Below are 22240 nucleotides of genomic sequence, written 5' to 3' on the forward strand. Positions count from 1 at the left end.
ACTCGGGCGGGTGCGTCTCAGACCAGCAACGTCAGGATCAGGCCGTACATGACCGCGGCGGGGATGAGCACCTGCCAGCCGACCGAGAGCAGCGTCCTGAGGCGGGTGGCTTCGGCGAAGCCGAGGGCGGACATCATGTTGGGGTTGGGGAAAGGGCCGTAGGTGTCGGCTTTGGAACCCCACAGATAGGTCACAGCCCACGTGGCGGGGGTGAGCCCGAGGCTGGTGCCGAGTGGACCGAACACGTTGTTCAGCAGCACCACGTGTGCGGCGGTAGCGCCCGGGACGCCCAGCCAACCGAGCAGCGCCACCGCTATGGCGAACGACAGCGCCGGCAGGTCGTGCAGCTGCGGGCCGAACGAGTCCAGGAGGACGTCGTACGGCTTGAGTTCGTTGACCATCTGGAAGAACGCGGCGAGTATCCAGAACAGCAGGAAGGTCTCCACCATCCGTCCCGCGCCGCGGCACAGCGCGTCGATGGTGTCCCTCACGGACAACCCGCCGGCCATGGCGGTGACCACGGCCATCACTGGGAGGGCCAACAAGGGGAAGGCGGTGCCTCCCTTGCTCATCGTGGCGTAGGCCACCGAGACCACGAGGACTACCGCGAATGCCCAGGTGGCGCGCACGGTACGGGGCCCAGGGGCTTGCTCGTCCGCTCCGGGCAGGTCGTCTTCGTAGAGGTCGTCGCCGCCAAGTGCCGAGCGGCGCTGCACACGCGGCACGACGATCATTGAGAGCAGCAGGGACAGCAGGGCGAGGGGGCCCGCGGCGACGAGGACATAGGTCCCGTACTCCACTCCGGAGGCGTCCAGGATCGCGATGTTCGACCCGGCGAAGGGGGCCAGCGCCAGCCCCGCACAGCCGCCCAGGAACATCATGCTGGCCGTCGCTGAGCGTGTGAAACCGGCACGTGCTGCAATGGGGATGAGGATCGGTGCGGCGATCGCCAGCGCACCGGCGAGCGTGCCGAGCGCGAAGACCAGTACCAGGCAGGACATCATCACGCCGAGTTGGATCGCCAGTTGGCTGTCCCGCCGGACGACGCGCATGACGCCGCGGACCAGGAGGTCCGCGGCTCCTGTCTGCCGCAGTACCTCACCCAGGCCGGAGCCCAGCAGGCAGATGACGCCGATGACGGTCACCGTGTCACCGAGCGCGCTGCCAAGGAGGATGCCGACGTCCGTGGGCGGACGTTGCGCGAGGACGACCCCGGCCAGCAGGGAGATCACGGTGGCCAGCAGGAGATTCATGCCGCACAGCGAGAGCACCGCGTAAAGGACGATCGGGAGCAGACCCCAGATCGTCGGGGTGTGCACCAGGAAACCGAGCACCAGCGCGGCGATCAGGCCGGCTCCCGCGATGGCGTACTGCGTGACCGTCCGCAGCGAGCGTCCGCGCCGGGGCGCGGCCGCGGCAGCGGGGGGGGTCTTGGTCATCGACATGGTGCGCTCCGGACCTCGTGGTCATCGCGGTCGTTGATCGTGGTCCCTGGCGGGCTGGGGGGAGCGGTCAAGGAGACGGGTGGGCCGGCGGCCGGTGTCGTGCGGTCCGGCCTACCAAGGGAGAGGAGGGCGTCCGCCTGGTCGGCGCCGCTCTCGGCGAGGATCTCCTCGAGGGACTGCTCCGGGCGGACCGTGGCGAACCGTATGGCCGGTCCCTGAGTGGTGAAGCCGTGCACGCCGGGCCGGGCGAGGCTGTTGTACGACCATGGCGTGGAGAAGTAGTAGCCGCCGGTGTCGTGGAGCACTAGGACGTCTCCCGATTCCAGCTCGGGCAGTTCGACTCCGCGGGCCACGAGGTCACCGGCGAAGCAACATGGTCCCGCGACGTCCTGCACACGCGGCGCCCCACGTTTGGGCCGCCCCTCGGCGTCGTACACCCCGACCCGCAGTGGCCACGCCTGTGGCATGAAGACGGTGCGGGTCGCGACGTGGGCTCCGGCGTGCGTCAACGCGATCCGGCGGCCGCCGGTGTCCTTGGTGTACTCCACGACCGCGGCGATGAAGCCGTTCTTGGCCACGAGCGAGCGCCCGAACTCCGTCACCAGCGAATAGCGTCCGTCGAAGAGCCCCGGCACACTGGTCCTCAGCTGCTCGACATAGTCCGCGTAAGAAGGGCGGATCTCGTCGTCGTCGAAGTTGACCGGCAGGCCGCCGCCGATGTCCAGGCTGGTGACCTGCTGCCGACCTGCCGCGGTGTTGATCTCCTCCGCGAGTTCGTACGCAGCGCGCACCCCTTCGCCGATCAGTTCCAGGGAACATCCCTGTGATCCCACGTGCACATGCACTCGGGTGAGCCAGGAGCGCCCGGCGAACGCGCCGAGGATGCGCCGCCGGGCTCCGGTGTCCTGCAGCGGAACACCGAACTTGGAGCTCCGCGACGCGGTGCTCATGGCGTCAATCGACCCGGCGCCGACCTGCGGGTTGATCCGCAAACCGCACACCGAGGAGCTGTCACCTGCCGAGAGCAGTGTCCCGATCCGGTCCAGCTCGGCGAAGTTGTCGGCGTTGACCGCTACGCCCAGGGAGAGCGCGTGCGCCAGCTCGGCTTGTGTCTTGGCCGGTGAGTCCAGAACGATCCGCTCCGGCGAGAAACCCGCGGCAAGGGCTTGCGCCAGCTCACCCGGGCTGGCGACCTCGCATCCCATGCCGGACCGAGCGAGCAGACGCAGCACGGGGACCAAGGACGCGGCCTTGGCGGCGAATGTGTGCAGGACCGGGGCATCACCGAACGCCTCCCGCAGATATCGCACGGACTCCCGGACGCCGTCAGCGTCGAAGAAGCCCGCGACCAGGTGGTCGGCGCCGATCAGACCTGCACGGACCGCTTCGCGGACAACCCCGTCGCGCCGGCCGGGATCGACCCGGCGGTATGTCCCGGAGCCGCCCGTGCCGCTGACTCGTCCTTCCCCGCTGTTCTTGTCGTCGTGCGCATACATGTCGACCGCGACCTCCTGTGAAGCACCCGTGGCGTGCACCAGAGTCGAGGAACTCCACGAGAAGTCGTCACATACGCGGGAAAACGTCACGTCCACACGTTGAACGTGGGTAGGCGCCCAGGAATCCATGTGGTAGAGACGTGGTGTGGTGCAGGATATCGTCGACGAAAGAGACCTGGCGCTGGTCAACGCGTTGCAGGTCACCCCTCGCGCCTCCTGGGCTCAACTGGGGCAGGCCCTGGACTTGGACCCCATGACGGTCGCGCGCCGCTGGGGGCGCCTGTGCGGCACCGGACTGGCCTGGGTCACCTGTGTCGCCGGGCCGGCGCTGCACGGTGATTTCTGCATGGCCTACATCGAGATCGAGTGCGGACCGGGGCAGCTGGAGGCAGTGGCGGCGACGCTCAGTGCCGAGCGCCCTGTCCGTTATGTCCACCACATCACGGGCCCGTACGGTCTACTGGTCGTGATCGCGCTGAGGACGCCCGCGGCGGTGTCCGCCTACTTGCGCCACACGATCGACCGTCTGCCCGGTGTGCGGTCGTCCCGAGTGGAGATGCGGACCGTGGGATACAGCGAGGCGAGCCGGTGGCGGCTGCGCAGTCTGGAGCGGTCGCAGCAGCACGTGCTCGAGTCGCTCGGGACGCTGCCCGCGGCAGTGGGCGGGGCACGGGTGGATGCCACGGATCAGGAGCTGTACCGGCTGCTGCACGAGGACGGCCGCATGCCGTTCACCGTGCTGGCCGACCGTGCCGGGATCAGCGAGCCCACCGCGCGCCGCCGCGTCAAACGGCTGCTCGCGAGTCGGCTGCTGCGGCTACGCTGCGAGGTGGCGCAGTCCATATCGGGCTCGCCGGTGACCGCGGTGTGCTGGGCGAGCGTCCCGTCGCAGCACCTGGAGCCCGCGGCGCGCTCATTGACGGCGCTCCAGGACGTCCGGCTATGTTGCGGCTTGACAGGGCGCCGCAACCTGCTGTTGATGGTCTGGTTGCGGACGCTCGGCGATCTGCCGCGGCTGGAGGCGCTGATCGCCGAACGTTCCCCCCATGTGACCATCGTCGATCGGGCCACCTGCCTTCACACCGTCAAGCAGATGGGCCGACTGCTGAATGCTGAGGGACGAAGCATCGGCAATGTGGCGCCCAATGTCGAGGTGCTGGCGGAGTCCTGACAGGGATGGGATGCGGTAGGCGTCGGGGGTCCGGTCTGTGCGGCGGTCGCCCGGTCCATTCGGCAGCGGGGCCATGGCGCATTGGCGGAGTCCTCGGTTGCTCCTCTGCGCGGCGCCGTCTCGCGGCCGATGTCATCCGTCCTGTGACCGCTTGGGCCTGGCTCGCACATGCATGCGCTCTCCCTTGTCAACGGACACTGCTGGGCTCTGTCGCGGTTTTCGTGAAACTTGAGATGTCGATCTTGGCGGCTCGTGATCATTCCGGGTGTCCGTTGATGATCTGCTTGCCGTCCTCTTCCCTCACTTCGCCCTCCTGCACGTCGGGTTGGTCCGGGTGACGGGCCGTACCGTCCGGATCCAGGCGAGAGGGCGGGAGCCGTCGGCGGTCTGTCCCGGCTGTGGCGCGGTGTCGGAGCGGGTGCACAGCGGCTACGAGCGGAAGATGTCCGACGCCGCGATATCAAGCCAGCAGACCGTACTTCACCTGCGGGTTCGCCGATTCTTCTGCGTCAGCTCGGACTGCCCGAAGAAGACGTTCGCCGAGCAGATCCCGGGGCTGACCTTCCGGCACGGCCGCTGCACCACGCTGTTACGCACCATCCGGGAGGCCATCGCACTGGCCCTCGGAGGCCGAGCCGGCGCCCGCCTCACCGAGCTCCAGGCGATCGGCGTCGGCAAGGACGCGATGCTGCGGCTCATCCGTGCCCTGCCTGACCCCGAGGTCGGCCCGGTGCGGGTCCTGGGCGTCGACGACTTCGCACTCAAGCGCGGCCACCACTACGGCACTGTTCTGATCGACATGGAAAACCGCAGGCCAGTGGGCCTGCTGCCCGAACGCTCCGCCGACGCGCTGGCCAGCTGGCTCACCCACCACCCAGGCGTCGAAGTCATCTGTCGTGACCGGGCCCGCTACTACGCCGAAGGCGCCGATCAGGGCGCCGCCGACGCGGTCCAGGTCGCCGATCGCTTCCACTTGTGGCAGAACCTCGGCGACGCCGCCGAGCGGCTCGTCGCCCAGCTCCGGCCGCAGTGGGTCCCGCCCCCGCCGGAGAAACCGGAGGTCACCGTACCGGAGAAGCCTGAGGGACTACGGGCCCAGCGCATCCGCGAACGTCACGCCGCAGTCCACGCGCTGATGGACAAGGGGATGGGCATCGGCCAGATCGTCGCCGAACTCCGTCTCGACCCGAAGACCATCCGCAAGAATATGCGCGCAGCCACGGCGGACGAGCTGATCGGTGCCAGCCCCACTGGTCGACAGAGCAGCCTCGATGGCCATGCCGCCTACCTCGCCGCCCGCTGGGCCGAGGGCTGCACCAGCACCAGCCGCCTCCACCGCGAACTCGCCGACCGCGGACTGTCTGTCAGCGAACGGACGGTCCGCCGCTTCCTCTTGCGGCTCCAGGAAAACACCAAACCCGCTACCCGGCCGCCCGTCCCGAAGGCCCGCGAGGTGACCTGTGGGGTTCCAGAACTAGCCCGCTGTCTTGACCTGCGCGTTTACGCTGTTCTGTCATACTCGTTGATGAGGCCTCTGAGGATGGGGCGGCGTTTGATCCGTTCGTGAGTGAGGCTTGTGATGGGGCGGTTGGGTTGTGGCGGCTGTAGTTGGAGTGCTCGGTGGGGTCTTCGGCCGTTGTAGTGCCGGACGTATTCACTCAGGACGTCCTGTAGGTGGCGTTGGCCGAAGATGAGCATGCGGTCGGTGACTTCGGAGCGGACGGTGAGTACGAATCTCTCCGCGTACGCGTTCGCCCGTGGACTGCGTGGAGGGATCTTGGCTACGGTGATGCCGGCGCTGGCCAGGACAGCATCGAAAGCAGTGGTGAACTGTCCGGCCCGGTCCCGTACCAGGAAGGTGAACGCGGACGCTCGGTCGCCAAGTTCCATCAGCAGGTTGCGTGCCTGCTGAGTGGTCCAGGGGCCGTTGGGATGAGGCGTTGTGCCCAGGATGTGCACGTAGCGGGTGTCGACCTCTATCGCGAAGAACACATACAGCCGTCGCAGGGTCACTGCGCAGTCGACATGGAAGAAGTCGACGGCGAGCATGGTGGATGCCTGGGCGTGCAGGAATTGTCGCCACGTCGTGTCGGTCTGCCGTTTGGGTGCTGGGGGTATGTGCAGGCGTCTGAGGATTCTGCGGATGGTGGACGTACCTATGCGATAGCCCAGTGCCTGTAACTCGCCTTGGATTCGCTTGTACCCCCATGAGGGGTTGTCCCGCGCGAGCCGTTCGACGAGCGTGGCTATGGCTTCGTCGATGGGAGGGCGGCCTACCTGGTGCGGGTAGGTCCACTTCCGTGTCACCAGACGGCGGTGCCAGCGCAGCAGTGTTCCGGGGGTGACCAGCCGGTGTGCTCGAAGCTTCCTCGGCAGGAGTCGGGCCAGTGCCGCAAGGAGGGCACGGTCGGCCCAGTCGAGACGGGGCTTCGGGTTGCCACGGCGCAGCACAGCGACCTCATGACGCAGAATGAGCAGCTCGATGTTCTTGGACGCTGAGGAACGCCCGAGTAACGCAAAGCAGCTGAGTAGCCGAGTGATGACCAGGTAGAGGAGGCGTAAGGACACGAGACATGATTCTGCCTGCCCTGTGGTGCTTGACCGATTGTCGCTGGTCACGGGGCCTGGCCGAGTTCTGGAACCCCACAGCCGATTTGGTGACCGACAGTAACGGCTCCTGTCCTGTTGAGATCCGCCGCAACAAGTCACCTCAGCAGATGAGGTCTAAACTACTACCAACAGTCACCTTGTGTCCTTCATCACAAAGGCTGCTATCCATGCTCAGATATCAAAGTTCAGCATGATGTGACGCCAACTGAGATGCTGTAGTGACATGTCCATATTTCAACGAGGTATCTCAGCTGCTCATGTCTGACGCGTGCCCCTGAGTCGCCGATCACGTCCGGCAAGGGCAGTGAGGCGGGAAGTAGCCGCAAGCGCGTACGCCGAACCCCGTCAAGTGCCCTCGCGTCCCTGGCGCTGGCGTTGCGGGTGCCGAAAATTGCGTCCAGCTTGGCGAGGAGCGTGTTTCTGTCTGGTGAGCTGCCAGCGCGTGCGGTGGATGGTTTGGGCCTGTGCTGGGCGTGACTCCGAGCGTATCCTGTACATATGCGACGCCCGGTCACGAAGCCAGATCCTAGGCACCTCGGGGCGCAGAAGCCGAAAAGGGTCGACCCCTTTACTCGGCTGATTGTGCGTCAGCGTGACCTGGGAGGACGAACCGGAGCACGCCGCTCAGGCTCGACCCGACTGGGGGTCAAGGGGTGGCAGGTTCAAATCCTGTCGTCCCGACCAGCGTTTTCGCAGGTCGAAGGCCGTTTCCGCGGGTAGCGGGGGCGGCCTTAACCGTTTCCGGGTTGGGAGCAAGTGGGAGCCCTCTGGGAGCCCTCGTGCTCCCAACTCGCAGACGTGTCAACGGTGCCCGATTCGTCCGTCACCCGATCCGGTACACCTTGTACCGCTCGAAAAGTCATCGCCACAGGTGAGCGGGGGCTGCTGGGATCACGTCCTCCGTGATCGTGTCCTTGTTGTACAAGGTGACCCGGAAGCTGCTGACGGTTCCATCGGTGCTCCTGCGTCGCGGGACGGCGAAGGACGCGGAACTGCTGGTGCTGCGGCACGAGAACGCTGTCCTGCGCCGCCAGTTGGCCGGATCGGTCCGCTATGAGCCCGCAGACCGGTTCTGGTTCGCCGCCTTGTCCGGGCTGATACCCCGGCGCCACTGGCGCGAGATCTTCCCTGTCACCCCCGCCACCCTGCTTGCCTGGCACCGCAGGTTCATCGCCACGCAATGGGACGACACCGCGCGCCGGAGCACTGGTCGCCCACCCACCCCGGCAGCGATCAAGAAGCTCGTCGTGCGGCTGGCGAGGGAGAATCCGAGGTGGGGGCACCGGCGGATCCAAGGGGAGCTGGCCCGACTCGGGCATCGGATCGCCGCCTCGACGGTGTGGGAGATCCTCCACGCGGCCGGCATCGACCCCGCGCCACGTCGTTCAGGTCCCACCTGGCGCGAGTTCCTGACCGCGCAAGCCGAGGGCATCAGCGCGACAGACTTCTTCCACATCGACACCGCCCTCGGCAGGCGGTTGTACGCATTGGCGTTCCTCGAGCACGGCACCCGGCGACTGCACATCACTGGGGTCACCGTCCACCCGACACGGGACTGGGCAGTGCAGCAAGCGAGGAATATCACCGTCGACCTGGGCGTACACATCGAGTCCCTGCGCTTCTTGCTGCGCGACCGCGATGGCAAGTACATCGAGGCGTTCGACGCCGTCTTTCGGGCCGAGGAGATGGAGATTCTCAACAGTGCGCCACGGGCTCCCGGTATGAACGCGCACTGCGACGCATTATCGGCAGCATCCGACGCGAAGCCCTCGACCACGTCCTCATCATGAACGTCCCACGCCCGCAACTTCGTCGCGGCCTACGAGCGGCACTACAACGAACACCGGCCCCACCAAGCGCGCCATCAGTTCCCACCCGACGCCTCTGCACAACCTGCCGTGGCGCAGGACCTCAACACTCACAAAGTCCTGCGTACCCGGATCCTCGGCGGTCTCATCAACGAGTACCGCTATGCCGCCTGATCAGCAGCGATGACTTTTCGAGCGGCACAGGGCCGGGTTCCATGGCCGAGCTCGACGTACGCGCGGTCGGCCCAGGCAGGGTCCGATACCTCCGCCCCGCTCCGCATGCGTGGAACGCGCACCGGGGACACCTCCGGTGTCGTCGGGCGCGGCGTGCGGACCTTTATATGCACAGGCATGGTGGCCGCAGGGCCGCACCTGTGCCGTCGCAGCCGTGCCTTCGCGGCGTCACGGGTGCGTCATCGGTGGAGCCGGCGCGCCCGCTCCACCGCACAACTCCTGGGTGGCAGGTGGCCGTTCTTCGCCACCGGCACGGCTAAGGGCTGTGGCGCCTTTGCTGAACGCCTCGTTCGTGCACGTCACGCTGCAGCCGTGCATCCAGAGGCTTCGGCGTGGGCGAAGCGGGGGGAAGTAGCGGGCTGACGGCCGACTGAGGCCGGGACTGCCGGGACGCGATCTCGGGACGCGGGGCTGTCACTTCGTGTTAGCCTCATGCTTTTGCGTGCTCGTGACGGTTGATCCTGCCTGTCCGGTTCCTCTTGTTCATCGACTGCTCATTCCTACCGGGCCTTCCTCGGTACGTTCGCATGCGGAAGGCTCTTCATGAATCACCCTGACCTCCCCGGCACCTCGCACAGCGATCCCGCCCCGCTCATGGCCACTGCGCCCACGGTGCCCCCGGTCGCTTCCTTCGCCAGCCTGGAACTACCAGCCGAGGTGCTGCGAACGCTCAGCGAACTCGGTGTGCGCGAGCCCTTCCCGATCCAAGCAGCCACGCTGCCCAACGCCCTTTCGGGACGCGATGTCCTGGGGCGCGGGCGCACCGGATCGGGCAAGACGCTCGCTTTCGGCCTACCGCTGCTCGCACGGATGGCTGGGCGGCGCGCGGAACCGAAGCAGCCCCTGGCTCTGATCCTGGTGCCTACCCGAGAGCTGGCCCAACAGGTCACCGAGGCGCTTGCGCCGTACGCAAAGGCACTGCGGCTGCGGATGGCCACGGTCGTCGGCGGCATGTCGATCGGCCGGCAGGCCGCTGCGCTGCGCGATGGAGCCGAGGTGGTCGTCGCCACCCCCGGCCGTCTGCACGACCTCATCGAGCGCAGGGCCTGCCGCCTGGGACGGGTAGGGATCACTGTCCTCGACGAGGCCGACCAGATGTGCGACATGGGCTTCCTGCCGCACGTGACCGAGGTGCTCGACCAGGTATACCCCGACGGTCAGCGGTTGCTGTTCTCGGCCACTCTGGACCGCGACGTCGACCACCTGGTCCGCCGCTACCTCCACGATCCCGTCGTCCACTCGGTCGACACGTCCGCGGGCGCAGTCACGACGATGAACCACCATGTTCTGGTCGTCCACGGCCCCGACCGGTACGCCGTCACCACGGAGATCGCCGCCCGCGACGGCCGCGTACTGCTGTTCCTGGACACCAAGCACGCGGTTGACCAGCTCACCCGGCATCTGCGAGCCAGCGGAGTGCACGCCGCGGCCCTGCACAGCGGCAAGTCCCAGCCGCAGCGCACACGGGCCCTGGCGCAGTTCAAGAACGGCCAGATCACCGTCTTGGTGGCGACCAATGTCGCGGCCCGTGGCCTGCACGTCGACGACCTCGATCTCGTGGTCAACGTCGACCCGCCCACCGACCCCAAGGACTATGTGCACCGCGCGGGCCGTACCGCCCGGGCCGGTGAGTCTGGCAGCGTCGTCACGTTGGTGCTGGCGGGCCAGCGCCGCGAGATGAGCCGACTGATGGCAGAGGCCGGCATCGAGTCGACCATCACCAAGGTACGCTCGGGCGAGGCGGAGCTGAGCCGGATCACCGGGGCCAAGGCCCCCTCCGGGACCCCGCTCGATGGCGGGCCGGCCGCGCCCCGGCCCAAGAACACCAACGCTCCCTTCCGCGGCCTGGGCACCAGCAAGGACACCTCCCGCGGCGCCGGCGGCAAGTCCCGAAAGGCCCGCGAGGCCCGCAAGCTCGCCGAAGCCCGCAAGGCGGCCCTGGTGCGTCGCGGCGGCTGAGAGCCGTCGCCCTGATAGTCGAAAGCTTCCGACCCCGGAACGGAAAACCTCCAGCCCGGCCCGAAACCCTCCGGTGCATATACCTGCGAGATGAACGCCCTCGTGGTGTGCTCGGCATGACAAGCTGTGCTTCCCACTGCCCGAACCCAGGAGGTCGCCATGACCGCAGAGTCTGTATCCAAAGAAGGTTCGGAGCCGGCCGACCCCGAGACGTCCGCCCTGGTGCCCGACAGCGACGGCCACTACGACCTGAAACGCAAGTTCCGGGAGGCCCTAGCGCGCAAGCGCAGTGTGCAGGCGGACGCCGCTGACCTCGCTGCGAACGTCGAGGCGTCGAAGGTCCGTAGGGCGAACGGCCCGGCTGCGAGCCAGCGGTCGTTCCGGCGCAAGAGCGGCGGCTGAGTCAATGAGCTCTTTCAGTATTGCCGCTCCAGAGTCGCGTGGCCGGGCATAGTCGGCAAGATCCATAGCAGCCGCCCGACCGGGTCGGTCACCATCTACACGTTTACTCCGTGTCGGCGGTGCTTGTGGGAGAGGTCGGCCCGGCCGTCGCCGACCCGGTCGCACTCTGCCAGGGTGCGTCGAGCAAGACGTAGTCCGGGTCCGCCTCGCGCAGGGCACGCAGCAGGCCAGGAGAGCGGTCGGCAAGCAGGCCAACGACGGCTGTCGTGTAGGCGTGGGCGGTGCCGACGGAGATGCCGAACCCGGTCGCGATCTGGGCGAGGGTGTCGTGCCGGCGCAGGTACACCAGGCCGAGCAGGGCACGCTGGTGCGGTGGGAGCTTGCAGCGGCGGTCACACTCGCGGGTGACGATGAGCATGGTGACCCACTCGACCAGGGCCTGGGGAAGGTCGAGCGCGGCAGAATACGGAACCAACGCTGCCCTTGCTGAGGGGGTCATCCGTGCAGGTCATGCGGCATGTTGGTACTCGTGGAGGATCCCGCCGAGTCGATCGCGTCGTCGTATGTCGAGACGGCTGATCTGCTCAGGATCGTCGATCGGCGTCGGTAAGGCGTGCAGCGGTCTGGCGTTCCCGATGCCCTGGTGCGGCCGGTGTGCGTTGTAGAACTGCTCGAACTCGCGCAGGACGCGGAGCAAGTGTCGGCGGTTCCAGATCAGGGTGCGGTCATTCGTGCCCCGGACAGGGTGACCGTTTCAAAGAAGTCGCAGGCCAGTAGGACGTCGGCCTGGGAGCGTAGGAAGTCCGCCCAGGTGCTGGAGGCCCGCTCGGGTGCTGGATCGATGTCGGCCTCTTGCAGGATCTCCCAGACGGTGGAAGCGGCCACCTGCACGCCCAGGACTAGCAGTTCGCCGTGCAGGCGCCGATACCCCCAACCGGGGTTCTCCCGCGCCAGGCGCAGCACCAGGGTCCCACGGTCCGGGGCCGTCCCGAGCGCTTGGGCTGGGAGGCGGCAGCGTGGCGGCGTGCGAGAAGGCCGCGGTGCCAGCGCAGCACTGTGTCCGGACGCACCAGCAGCCGCACTCCGCGGAGCACGTCCATGGGGAGCCGGTGCAGCAGCGCCGCCAGAAATGCCCGGTCGCTCGGAACGAACCGCACCCGATCCTTGCCGAGTTGGCGTTCCAGAACCATGATCTGGTGGCGCAAGGCGAGTATTTCGACAGTCTTCTCTCGATCCTCCATTGGTAGCAGGCGCAGCATGGCGAACGCATTCGTCACGCCCAGGTAGGCCAGCCGCAGCAGCACAGTCGATCATCTTGCCGCGGTGAACGCCAACCTCGCGAGACGTCCGTTCGGGCGACTTCGCCGGTCGACCTCAGGTACACCGCGCACCGCCTCCCACCAGGGCGGATGATATTTTCGGCAAGGGCAGAGCCGCAGAATCAGCTCCCTGAGCGCCGCCCTGGTCGGTGGTCGCCCGGTCCGAGCGTGTCGCACGCTGTAGTCCCATTTCGCCGCGATGAACCTGCGATGCCAGGCCAGCAGGGTGCCGGGCGTGACCGGGAAGACTCAACGCCACCGGTGGCGGGGTATCAGCCCCGACAGCGCAGCCAGCCAGAACCGATCAAAGGGCTCATGCCGGACCCGGCCGCTGATCTGGCGACGTAGCACCGCGTTCTCGTGCCGCAGCACGAGCAACTCCGCGTCCTTCGTCGCTTCCCGGCGAAGCAGTACCCGGGGTATGGACAGCAGTTTGCGAACGACCTTGTACACCAGCGAGACAGTCACGTGGAGATGCTGCCAGCCGAGACCGAATACCTGACGCCACCTGCAGCGACGACTTTCCGAGCCCCACACGATGTCAACTACCTCCCCAAGCCCAGGAACAACCACCTCCAGTCCTGGAGCCGGCCAGCTGCAAAGTCCTGCGCACCCACGTCCTCGGCGGCGTGGTCAACGAGTACAGGTATGCCTCTTGACCAGGAGCAATGATTATTCGAGCCCCACAGCGTTTGACCAGCAGCGATGAATAACCGAGCCCCACACCCAGCGGACTGATCACATCCAGCTCACCTGCGGCGATGACTTTTCGAGCGGCTCACCACGAGGGAAGCCCAGCTCAGCAGCTTGATCGGAATATTCACACTCTTCAGGGTCAACTTTGGTTCCGGAACACTTTTCAGCCGTCGCCGACAGGCCGGAAACAGAATCGTACTTCCGAGCGGGACAGGCCGATTGATCTTCCTGCCTCGAGCGCAACGCGGGCGACGTCAGCCGTACCAGGTGATATTGCAGACGTAGACGCAGTGGTGGCGCGCTACTGCGAGGAAGCTGATAAAGCCGCGTCCGCCGAGAATGTCGAATTCCCGGAGTCCGCCTTCTCTGTCCAAGGGGCGGCCCACCTTTGCCGCGTCAACTCCGAGGGCTGCGAGCTCGGTTGCCAGCCGCATAACCTCTGCCATGACGCCTGGCGCAAGTCCGCCAGCGACGTGCTCCTCGCTGGGGTTGTACTCCCAGGTCCAGTCGGTCACAGCCCGGCCTCGGCCTCCGCTGTCTTGCGGATCTGCTGAATTTCATCGATGGCCGTTGTGGGGTCTTCTTCGGCCGTATCTACGATTCGTTCGAGTTCACGGAGGCGGGCTGCACGTTCCGGGTGTCGCTCGATGGCGATGAACACAGCCCACGAGTGGATGAAAGCCCGAAGGGGAGCGAGGCTCTGTGCCTGTTGTGCGTTTGTAGTTGCTTCGAACAGATGCTGGGTGAGTGCAGGGATCCTGCTGGGAGTGATCCGGGCCACAGCCGCGCGCAGTGCATCGGGGGTGAGGTCGGGCATGGGGATCAGCGGTCCATGTGGGCTGTCTGGCTGCGCGCTCACGATGACCTCCAATGCGGGGATTGCTGTTCGTACCATACCGTGCGGGTGTCGATCAGCGTGGGCGTGTGGGCAAGCGGGTGCGTGGTGGGCGCCACGGCATTGGGGAATCATGACCGCAGGCTGCTGGGCAGGAATGGGACGTCCTGCGGGAGGATATCCTTCGAGTCTTGTATGGGCTGTTCCTGGCTAGAACATGACAGGCGGCTTTCTTTTTTGGGGGGCGTCAGAGCGCGGTGCGAACTGTGGAAGACGCCCAGGAGCGCACTACGGTGCGATATGGAAAGTAACAGAAAGTTGCCACACCGCTGGGGGTCAAGGGGTCGCAGGTTCAAATCCTGTCGTCCCGACCAGCGTTTTCGCAGGTCGGAGGCCGTTTCCGCGGGTAGCGGAGGCGGCCTTAACCGTTTCCGGGCTGGGAGCAATGGGGAGCCCTCTGGGAGCGCTCGTGCTCCCAACTCGGAGACGTGTCAACGGTGCCCGATTCGTCCGTCACCCGATCCGGTAGACCTACGGCGCCGTACCGCGCCTCTGTGTGCCGTCGTCAACCGTAGGCCCCTGGCGTCACCCCATTGATTTCGGATGCTCTGTGCATCGAGAGGCATAAGGCCCCTTGTCGGCTCCCGACCCCCTTTCGGGGTGGGAGCACGGAGCCGCGCTCCCCATGCGACCGGGGAACGGGCGGCCGCCGGTGATCTCTCCGGGTCGGTTTCCGCAGGCGGTGGGCACGCGGGCATCCTGGTCGCCGTAGGCGGCCTGCATCAAGGAGCGGTAAAGCCCCTTGGCGTTTGCCGGCAGATGGGGCACTCCCAGGGCGTGAGCGCCGTATCCGGCTCTGGAGCGCCGTAACGAAACGGCCGTGCGGGGCCTTGTCGGCGTAAATAGTGTGCCAAGCGAGTGAAAGGGATGGCGCCGACGAGTGCAAACGCTGGGGCAGTGGTCGAGGGAGACCGGCGCTTGCCGAATACCTCGTCCGTGCAGGTCACGCGACAGGTTTGTACTCGTGGAGGATGCCGCGAAGGCGGTCGTGGCGTCGTATGTCGAGGTGGCTGAGCTTCTCCGGATCGTCGATTGGTGTGGGGAGTGGGTGTAGCGGTCGGGCGTTCGCGATGCCCTGGTGCGGTCGATGGGAGTTGTAGAACTCCTCGAACTCCCGTAGGGCGTGGAGGAGGTGGCGCTGGTTCCAGATCAAGGTCCGGTCCAGGAGTTCGTGTCTGCAGGTCTGCACCCACCTTTCCATGATCGAGTTCATTCTCGGCATCTGGATGCCGGTGAGGACGACCTCGATGCCCGTGTCTTTGAGGAGAGCGTCGAACAGGGCGGGGAACTTCCCGTCCCTGTCTCTGATCATGAATCGTGCCCGGCATCCGACGTCCTCGAGGTCCATGACCAGGTTCTTCGCCGCCTGTGTGACCCAGGAGGTGGTCGGGTGTGCGGTGGCGCCCAGGATCCGGATGCGGCGGTTGCTGTGTTCGATCACCGCGAGTACGTACATCCGCGTGCTGGACAGGGTGACCGTCTCAAGGAAGTCACAGGCCAGGAGGGCGTCGGCTTGGGAATGCGGAAAGTCGGTCCACGTGCTGGAGCTCCGGTCGGGCGCCGGATCGACGCCGGCATCCTTGAGGATCTTCCAGACGGTCGAGGCGGCCACCTTCACTTACAGCACGAGCAGCTCGCCGTGAAGGCGCCTGTAGCCCCAGCTTGGATTCTCCCTCGCCAGGCGTAGCACCAGAATCCGGATGGAGCGCACGGTACGGGGCCGACCGGGTCGCTTGGGCCGAGATGAAGCGGCATGACGGCCCCTGGTGAGGTTGCGATGCCAGCGCAGCACCGTGTCAGGACACACGAGCAATCGCACACGGCGCAGGGCGGGCAACGGCAGCCGGTGCAGCAGCGCCGCCAGGAACGCCCGATCGCTCGGCGTGAACCGTGCTCGATCACTACCGAGTTGGCGTTCGAGCACTGTGATCTGATGGCGGAGGGCCAGGATCTCCGCATCTTTGTCCCGGTCGCTCTTCGGCAGCAGGCGCAGCAGCGCGAACGTGTTGGTCATTCCCAGGTAGGCCAGTCGCAGTAGCACGGTCGATCATCATGACGCGTGGACTGTCGGCTGCGCGAGAGCGCCGACTAGAGCGACGAGGCCGACCACCTGTCTGTAAGCACTTGTTTTGGCTCCACTGCACGGAGCTGTTTTGGCTCCACTGCCGGGGTGGAGGGGGCGTGTATTGGTGTGATTCACGCCCCTGTAGCAAGGTGATTTGGCCCCACTTCGATCGGGTGGTTCCGCTGGCCCGGGTGGGGGGTGTTGACGGTAGTTTTGAAGCCTTGGTGGACCTCCGTCAGCGCGCCCCCGACAGGTGCGTGGAGGGTTGCCGACCCGACTCGACTCAGGTCGCGGACCGCCCAGTGGCCGCGACGGACGGACGAGAACGGGCGATGGTGCGCGGTCGGCACTGGGACTTGACGGCCGGGCCCGAAATGGCTGCGGCCGGCCTCCCGTCAGGGAGGCCGGCCGCGGTTGTCGGTGCAGGTCAGCGGCGACGCTTCCGCTGGCTCTGGGCGAACCGGTAGGACTGGGTTCCGGTCTCGACGATGTGCGCGTTGAAGGTGACCCGGTCCACGATCGCCGTGCAGAGACGGGGATCGGTGAAGGTCTGCTTCCACTCCGAGAACGGGGCGTTTGACGCGATCGCGATGGCCCGCCTCTCCTCGCGCTCGGTGAAGATCTGGAACAGCAGCTTGGGCCGGCCTTGTCCAGGTCGAGATAGCCGAACTCGTCCAGGCAGAGCAGGTCAACGCGGCCGTAACGGGCGATGAGGCGGGTTAGCTTCTTCTCGTCCGCGGCCTCCGCGAGCTCGTTGACCAGGTTGACCGTGGTCGTGTAGCGGACCCTGAGCCCAGCCTCGGCCATCGCCGTGCCGATCCCGATCAGCAGGTGGGACTTCCCGGTGCCGGAGTCGCCGATCAAACAGAGCGGCTGTCCCGCTTTGACCCAGGCCGGGTCGGACAGGGTGCCGACAAGTTCCGGCGTGACATTCGGATTCTCCTCGAAGTCGAAATCCTCCAGGCGCTTGGGCCGGGGGAAGCTGGCGTCCCGGACCAGCCGCTGCTTGCGCCGTTCCTCGCGTTCGGCGCACTCGGCCTCCAGCAGGTCGGCAAGGAAGTCCTTGTAGCTGGACCGCTGGCGCATCGCCGCGCCGGCCATCTCCTGGACCCGACGGCGGATCGTCGGCAGGTGCAGGGCCCGGCATGCCTCGTCGATGGCCGTGTCCACGGCCTCCTCCGGACCCATGTCGCGGCGGGGTGAGGGGATTTGCGTGGCCTTGGTCTCGGTTGTGCTCATGCGGTGCCTTTCGGTTGACGTGTCAATAGCTGGTCGTAGTGGGCGACGTCCGGCAGCGGCCGTCTGTCCTCGGGCAGCTGAGCCCGGCGGGCCGTCAGCGATACCACGCCGCTTGGCTCGGCCCAGGGCGGCGGGTCACCCTCGTCGTCCACGTCGTCGGCTGGGGGCGGAGCCAGCGCGGCGGCCCTGCGCGCCTCGACAGCGACGACGTCCGCGCTGGTGGTGCCCGCCCGGATCGCGGCGGCCATGCCCTGCTCGACAACGTCAGCGGGCATGCGGCGGTGCAGCAGCAGGACCTCGATCAGGGCCCGTGTCCCGGCTGCGTCTCCGTGGGCGGTCCGGGCCGCGGCCCAGAACGCTTCGTGGACCTCGGTGAACGAGCCGTTCTGCCGGGCGGTGACCAGCGCGGTCGAGCCGGCCATTGCTCCGGGCTTGGTCAGCAGGATCTCCAGGTAGTGGTCGAGTTCGTCGCGGAAGTCGCCCCTGCGGGTCAGCCGCGGGTGGCGGGCGACGATCTCCCGCCGTTCGAAGACGAGGAGTTCGTTGCCTCGCAGCAGCACGCGCACGTTCTGGCCGATGAAGCGGGCCGGCACCGAGTAGTAGCACTGCCGGACAGTGATCCGACTGCTGCGGTCGACCTTCGGCGTCAGGGTGATGCCGCACTCGAACTCCTCCAACGGCAGCGGCGTCAGCTGGTCGGCCTCGGTGAAGAAGTTGAAACCGACGGTGGTCAGCTTGCCCGCGAGGATCCGTTCGTCCTCGGCCGCGTCGATCTCGGCGATCTTCGCGTTCAGCTCTTCCAGCGTGGCAACCTCGGGAACCGGGACCAGGTGGGTGCGGCGGAAACGGCCGCCCTCGTGCTCGACCCCGCCCTTCTCGTGGGCGCCGTCCTCGCCGGGAACGCAGTAGAAAGCGTCGAAGCCGTAGTGGGCCCGGAAAGACACCCACCGCTCGGACTCGATGCGGCTGCGGCCGGTGCAGATGCGGTTCACCGCCGGCTTGAGGTTGTCGTAGCGGATGTGCCGGGTCGGCACTCCGCCCAGGACGTTGAACGCTTCAACATGCCCTTCCATGAAGGATTCCTGGGCCTGCGAGGCGTAGACGCGGTGGACGGCCTTGCCGGAGTACGACAGCCGCAGTGTGAACAGGTGGCACTTGACGGCCTGGCCCGCCAGGCGGACCCAGACATCGGCGAAGTCGACCTCGGCCTCCTCGCCGGGCAGATGAACCTGCGGAACCATCCCGGTCAGGTGCCGGCGGCCCTCCAGCACCTCAGCCTCAATCTGCGGGCGCCTGGCCAGCACGTAATCGCAGACCGTGGAATAGGACACCAGGTCAAAGTCGTACTCCTGGGCGAGACGCTGGTAGATCCGGCGGGCAGTGTGCTTCTGCTTGCGCGGCGCGTTCGCGTCTTCCCGCAGCATCGCGTCGATCCACGGCTTGGCCGGGTCCAGGACCGCGACCCGCGGCGCCGGCTTCTTCCGCGGTGGCGGAACCGCAGACAGCAGAGCCTGCCGCACCGTCCTGCGATGCACCCCGTACTTCTCCGCCAGAGCCCGCTGCGACAGTTCCGGATCAAGACGCTTATCCCTCCGGATCGCAGCGAACAACTCCGCCCGTGACAAACCCATCCCGGCCTCCCGACACGACCGTGAACAAGCAACACGGCCTCCGACATGACCGTGATCGACGCACAAACCCTGCCGTCGCCGGGCGGACGGACCAGTGCATTCACTCCAATGAGGGCACGTCGCGGACTTTCCTGTCGGCGTACTCGCGAACATCCCCAGCCATTGGTGCGGCGCAGGCCGACGTACTAATCACCAATGTCGAGGGCGTGCAGGTCACGGCTGCGCGGCAAGCCCGAAACCAGGTGCAAGAAGGCGTCGTGGAGTCGGCCGTTGGTGGCCAGCACCGTCATGTCGCCCTCCAGCACGGACGTCCCGCTCAGGTCGGTCACCCGGCCGCCTGCCTCCGTGACGATGACGGGCATCGGCGCCACGTCCTCGTAGCCCATCGGCGGACCGGCGACCACCACCGCATCGGCACGGCCCGTGACCAGATCCACGATGCCGCCCGTCGAGGGCAGCAGGAAGACCTGACGGTGGAGAGCGATAAGGAGTTCCTCCGGCCAGCCGGCCGGGTTGTGCATCTGGGTCCTGGCTGCGCGGATGCTGGCCCGTTCTGTGACCCGGGCACGGTATCCCGACTGCAGGTCCGGCTCCGGGCCAGGCAGCACCCAGCACCCCAGACCACGCCCGGCCACGACCATCTGCTGGCTCAGAGGCAGGTTAATCACGCCAATGGCCGGGCCGTGCTCGTCTTCGTAGGCGAGATCATTCGAGAACAGAGGAACCCTGCGGGTGAAGCAGCTCGTGCCGTTGATGGGGTCAATGATCCATCGGCGTCCGGATGTTCCGCTGGTCACGCCTCCCTCCTCGCCGAAGACCCCGTCCTCCGGAGCACGGCGGCCTAACCCGGCTCTGATCAGTTCCTCAACCGCTTCGTCGACCTCGGTGACCTCGCTCCCGTCCTCCTTGCGACGGCTGTGCCAGTCACCGAAGAAGCCCTTCACGGACATCTGCCCAGCACGGCTGACCAGGCGGACAGCGAAGTCAAGAAGTTCCCGGTCAACGGGCAGAGCATCGAACACATAGTCCATCCCGTGAGCCTTGCACGGCTTTACCTCAAGTGGAGCCAGATCAACTTCTCACGTCGTGGAGCCACTTTCAGTCCGTGCAGTGGAGCCCAAAGAAGTGCTTACAAACAGACCACCGCCAGCCCGGGTGCAGGCGTCCGACCAGGGCGGACGACATTCTCGGCAAGCGCAGGGCTGGTGGGGTTCGCAGCCTTCCGCATGAGCAGTCATCTCGCCCTTGGCCTGAAGGACATAGGCCAGCCCGCGGTCTTCCAGACCCTGCCGGAAGTCAGCGTTTGCGCCGTAGCCGGTGTCTGCGACCAGCGCGGCGGGCCGCCTCTTCCCGAAACTGGGCCTAACGGCGCGCGGGCGCCGTGGACAGTGGGCGCAGCGCCTCGACGAGCCGGTCCCGGGACAGTGCGCGCAGCAACACCGTGTGCCCCGTGTCGGTGGCTATCGTTGGGCAGTTGTCCTGGCCCTTCACCGTGCCTGGCACGGGGAGCGTGCGGACGACCCGGCCGGTACGGGCCTCGCGGACGGTCACTTCGTAGTCGGCCCGATACAGCGGGAACGTCTGGAAGTTGCGTGCTCCGCCGCTGGCGTCCCCGAAATAGCACTCGACCTTGCCGATCGGCCCGTCACCCTTGATTGGCTTGATGCACGCGAGCAGTTGGATCTGGGCGTCTTTGTCGGTCATCGGGTTGGTGAGGACGGATTCGTCGCTGCCGAAGTACCGCCCGTCGGCCGGGTCGTCGAGATCGGTGGGGATGATCCCGACGGCGACGGACTGGGGCAGCTGCGAGCGGATCCCGATTGGTGCGATGAGGTGCGGGCCCGGCCCTTCGTAGGCCGGGTTCCGGGTGCTCCACGGCTCGTCGCCGCAGTTCTCCTCGCGCGGGGCCGGGATGACCTCCGTGGCGCTCACCGTCGGCTCCACCCGGGTCTTGGAAGCCGACGTGCCGGAGCGGCCGCCGGCGTCGCAGGCCGTCAGGGTCAGCAGGACGGCGAACGTAGCCGTGGAGACCGCCGTTCCCCCGACGCGCGTTGTCGACCGGCTTCCCGGTATTCCCTGGAACCGCGGCGGGTCACTATGGACCATCACCGTCTCCCTCCGTCGTTCCGCCCCGTGCGCCGTCCTGGACCTTCTTACCCGGCCGCCGGCGGGAGCCCTCCCACGCTATCCGGGCACCGTCCGCGGAACCCGTCCGACTCCCGCGGGCGGCTTGAACTTCTTGCCTCAAGTGTCAAGAACTCAGCGGCCGAGGGTCGCTAGCCAGTCGCGGATCACGAGCGGATGTGTCCGGCCGGCGCCATGCGGTGCGGCGGCGGTACTCCGCGGCGGCCGGGCCGCTGACGCGTGTGGGTGCCGGAAACTGTGTCACCCCTATGCGACCTGTGTGTATTCGTGGATGAGGCCGCCGAGTCGATCACGTCGATGGATGCGAGTGTTGTCGGTGGCGGTGAGTGGTTCGGGCTTGGTGAGTCGGTTCGGTGCCCGTTGTCCGAGGGATCGGTGTGGCCGGTGTCTGTTGTAGTGCTCCGCGTACTCGCGGATGACGAGGCGTAGGTGGCGCTCTCCGGTGATCAGGATGCGGTCGGTTGCCTCGCGTCGGCATGAGCCGATCCAGCGTTCGGCGATGGCGTTCATCCGTGGCACGGCGGGCAGGGTGGGGACCACGCGTATGCCGGTCGCCTGGAAGACGGAGTCGAAGCTGTCGGTGAAGTAGGCGCCGCGGTCCCGGATGAGGAACTTGATCGACTTGGCATGGTCGCCGAGGTCCATGAGGCAGTTGCGTGCCTGCTGGGTGATCCAGGGGCCGGTCGGGTGTCGGGTGATGCCTGCGATGTGCGCGCTGCGGGTGCCGTGGTCGATGAAGGACAGCACGAACCAGCGCCGTAGGAACACGGTGTCGATGTGGAAGAGATCGGTGGCCACGATTGCGGAGGCCTGGGCTTTGAGGAAGACGGCCCAGGAGCGGTCTGCCCGTTGCGGTGATGGTTCGATCTAAGCCGGCTTTCTTCAGAATCTCCCAGACGGTCGAGGCGCCGACTTTGTGCCCCAGGCCCAGCAACTCCCCATGGATCCGTCGGTATCCCCATCCGGGGTTCTCCCGCGCGAGACGCAGGACCAGTTGTCGCAAGACTTCGGGCGTTGGCGGTCTTCCTGGACTTCGGGATGGGTAGGTCCACTTCCAGGCGATGAGCCGTGTGTGCCAGCGCAGGACCGTTCGCGGAGTGACCAACAGGGGCAGCTGTGAACGCC

General features: G+C 66.8%; 16 protein-coding genes and 4 pseudogenes. 5 read left to right on the forward strand and 15 right to left on the reverse strand.

Translation table 11 applies throughout. The features are described from left to right. Positions 1 to 17 precede the first annotated feature (17 nt). Both LIV37_RS39245 and LIV37_RS39250 read right to left on the reverse strand, forming a co-directional pair. Complete coding sequence (locus LIV37_RS39245) at positions 18 to 1439, reverse strand: Na+/H+ antiporter NhaC family protein (protein WP_243146088.1); 1422 nt, start codon at positions 1437 to 1439, stop codon at positions 18 to 20. After that, positions 1436 to 2941 (reverse strand): type III PLP-dependent enzyme domain-containing protein, encoded by a 1506-nt coding sequence (locus LIV37_RS39250; protein ID WP_020872616.1) that lies wholly within the window; start codon positions 2939 to 2941, stop codon positions 1436 to 1438. Before LIV37_RS39250 ends, LIV37_RS39245 begins: the two co-directional genes overlap by 4 nt. 145 nt (positions 2942 to 3086) lie before the next feature. Between LIV37_RS39250 and LIV37_RS39255 the strand changes: the two genes are divergently transcribed. Further along, on the forward strand, positions 3087 to 4112 hold the full coding sequence (locus tag LIV37_RS39255; protein ID WP_020872617.1) for an Lrp/AsnC family transcriptional regulator: 1026 nt from the start codon (positions 3087 to 3089) through the stop codon (positions 4110 to 4112). A 334-nt stretch (positions 4113 to 4446) separates the two neighbouring features. Further along, a complete protein-coding gene (locus tag LIV37_RS39260; RefSeq protein ID WP_274596676.1) occupies positions 4447 to 5679 on the forward strand; it encodes an ISL3 family transposase in 1233 nt (410 codons plus the stop codon). Here the strand turns inward: LIV37_RS39260 and LIV37_RS39265 are convergent. Then, positions 5613 to 6680 (reverse strand): integrase core domain-containing protein, encoded by a 1068-nt coding sequence (locus LIV37_RS39265; protein ID WP_121823986.1) that lies wholly within the window; start codon positions 6678 to 6680, stop codon positions 5613 to 5615. The genes LIV37_RS39260 and LIV37_RS39265 overlap by 67 nt on opposite strands. 1040 nt (positions 6681 to 7720) lie before the next feature. On the opposite strand from LIV37_RS39265, the gene LIV37_RS39270 reads away from it, so the two are divergent. The 3 genes from LIV37_RS39270 to LIV37_RS39280 all read left to right on the forward strand — a co-directional run bounded on the left by LIV37_RS39270 (position 7721) and on the right by LIV37_RS39280 (position 11125). Next, the gene (locus LIV37_RS39270) at positions 7721 to 8512 is read left to right on the forward strand and encodes a helix-turn-helix domain-containing protein (RefSeq protein ID WP_309471184.1); all 792 of its coding nucleotides are present in this window, start codon (positions 7721 to 7723) and stop codon (positions 8510 to 8512) included. Positions 8513 to 9307: 795 nt separating this feature from the next. Continuing rightward, the gene (locus LIV37_RS39275) at positions 9308 to 10723 is read left to right on the forward strand and encodes a DEAD/DEAH box helicase (RefSeq protein ID WP_020872619.1); all 1416 of its coding nucleotides are present in this window, start codon (positions 9308 to 9310) and stop codon (positions 10721 to 10723) included. A 159-nt stretch (positions 10724 to 10882) separates the two neighbouring features. Further along, complete coding sequence (locus LIV37_RS39280; RefSeq protein WP_020872620.1) at positions 10883 to 11125, forward strand: DUF5302 domain-containing protein; 243 nt, start codon at positions 10883 to 10885, stop codon at positions 11123 to 11125. 98 nt (positions 11126 to 11223) lie between these two features. On the opposite strand, the pseudogene LIV37_RS39285 reads toward LIV37_RS39280, so the two are convergent. The 12 genes and pseudogenes from LIV37_RS39285 to LIV37_RS39340 form a co-directional block, all read right to left on the reverse strand. Then, a pseudogene (locus tag LIV37_RS39285) lies at positions 11224 to 11600 on the reverse strand (helix-turn-helix domain-containing protein); the annotation flags it as partial. Positions 11601 to 11633: 33 nt separating this feature from the next. Then, a pseudogene (locus tag LIV37_RS39290) lies at positions 11634 to 12429 on the reverse strand (helix-turn-helix domain-containing protein). Positions 12430 to 12693: 264 nt separating this feature from the next. Then, positions 12694 to 12912 carry a hypothetical protein gene (locus tag LIV37_RS52700; protein WP_020872624.1) on the reverse strand — a complete coding sequence of 73 codons (219 nt, stop codon included), beginning with the start codon at positions 12910 to 12912 and terminating at the stop codon, positions 12694 to 12696. Positions 12913 to 13394: 482 nt separating this feature from the next. After that, a complete protein-coding gene (locus LIV37_RS39300) occupies positions 13395 to 13655 on the reverse strand; it encodes a hypothetical protein (protein WP_020872625.1) in 261 nt (86 codons plus the stop codon). After that, the gene (locus LIV37_RS39305) at positions 13652 to 13957 is read right to left on the reverse strand and encodes a hypothetical protein (protein ID WP_214663128.1); all 306 of its coding nucleotides are present in this window, start codon (positions 13955 to 13957) and stop codon (positions 13652 to 13654) included. The genes LIV37_RS39300 and LIV37_RS39305 overlap by 4 nt, the downstream gene beginning before the upstream one ends. A gap of 1021 nt (positions 13958 to 14978) precedes the next feature. Continuing rightward, positions 14979 to 16076 (reverse strand): annotated as a pseudogene (locus LIV37_RS39310) (integrase core domain-containing protein). Between the two features lie 451 nt (positions 16077 to 16527). Then, positions 16528 to 17339 (reverse strand): annotated as a pseudogene (gene istB, locus LIV37_RS52190) (IS21-like element helper ATPase IstB). Continuing rightward, positions 17336 to 18970 (reverse strand): IS21 family transposase, encoded by a 1635-nt coding sequence (istA, locus tag LIV37_RS39320; protein WP_121823985.1) that lies wholly within the window; start codon positions 18968 to 18970, stop codon positions 17336 to 17338. The pseudogene istB and the gene istA overlap by 4 nt, the downstream one beginning before the upstream one ends. Positions 18971 to 19155: 185 nt before the next feature. Beyond that, entirely contained in the window at positions 19156 to 20001 is an 846-nt protein-coding gene (locus tag LIV37_RS39325) for an inositol monophosphatase family protein (protein WP_020872631.1), read from the reverse strand. 48 nt (positions 20002 to 20049) lie between these two features. Further along, the gene (locus LIV37_RS39330; protein WP_243146247.1) at positions 20050 to 20301 is read right to left on the reverse strand and encodes a transposase; all 252 of its coding nucleotides are present in this window, start codon (positions 20299 to 20301) and stop codon (positions 20050 to 20052) included. 31 nt (positions 20302 to 20332) lie between these two features. Then, positions 20333 to 20902 carry a hypothetical protein gene (locus LIV37_RS39335; protein ID WP_148717760.1) on the reverse strand — a complete coding sequence of 190 codons (570 nt, stop codon included), beginning with the start codon at positions 20900 to 20902 and terminating at the stop codon, positions 20333 to 20335. 459 nt (positions 20903 to 21361) lie between these two features. Further along, positions 21362 to 21913 (reverse strand): integrase core domain-containing protein, encoded by a 552-nt coding sequence (locus LIV37_RS39340; protein WP_020872633.1) that lies wholly within the window; start codon positions 21911 to 21913, stop codon positions 21362 to 21364. Between the last annotated feature and the right edge of the window lie 327 nt (positions 21914 to 22240).

It is taken from the genome of Streptomyces rapamycinicus NRRL 5491 (genome assembly GCF_024298965.1).
In the GTDB taxonomy this organism is placed as follows: domain Bacteria; phylum Actinomycetota; class Actinomycetes; order Streptomycetales; family Streptomycetaceae; genus Streptomyces; species Streptomyces rapamycinicus.

Coding starts and splice junctions, on each gene's coding strand:
- LIV37_RS39275 (WP_020872619.1), top strand. CDS start 9,308: ATGAATCACCCTGACCTCCCCGGCACCTCGCACAGCGATCCCGCCCCG.
- LIV37_RS39305 (WP_214663128.1), bottom strand. CDS start 13,957: ATGCCCGACCTCACCCCCGATGCACTGCGCGCGGCTGTGGCCCGGATC.
- LIV37_RS39325 (WP_020872631.1), bottom strand. CDS start 20,001: ATGGACTATGTGTTCGATGCTCTGCCCGTTGACCGGGAACTTCTTGAC.
- LIV37_RS39250 (WP_020872616.1), bottom strand. CDS start 2,941: ATGTATGCGCACGACGACAAGAACAGCGGGGAAGGACGAGTCAGCGGC.
- LIV37_RS39245 (WP_243146088.1), bottom strand. CDS start 1,439: ATGACCAAGACCCCCCCCGCTGCCGCGGCCGCGCCCCGGCGCGGACGC.
- istA (WP_121823985.1), bottom strand. CDS start 18,970: ATGGGTTTGTCACGGGCGGAGTTGTTCGCTGCGATCCGGAGGGATAAG.
- LIV37_RS39280 (WP_020872620.1), top strand. CDS start 10,883: ATGACCGCAGAGTCTGTATCCAAAGAAGGTTCGGAGCCGGCCGACCCC.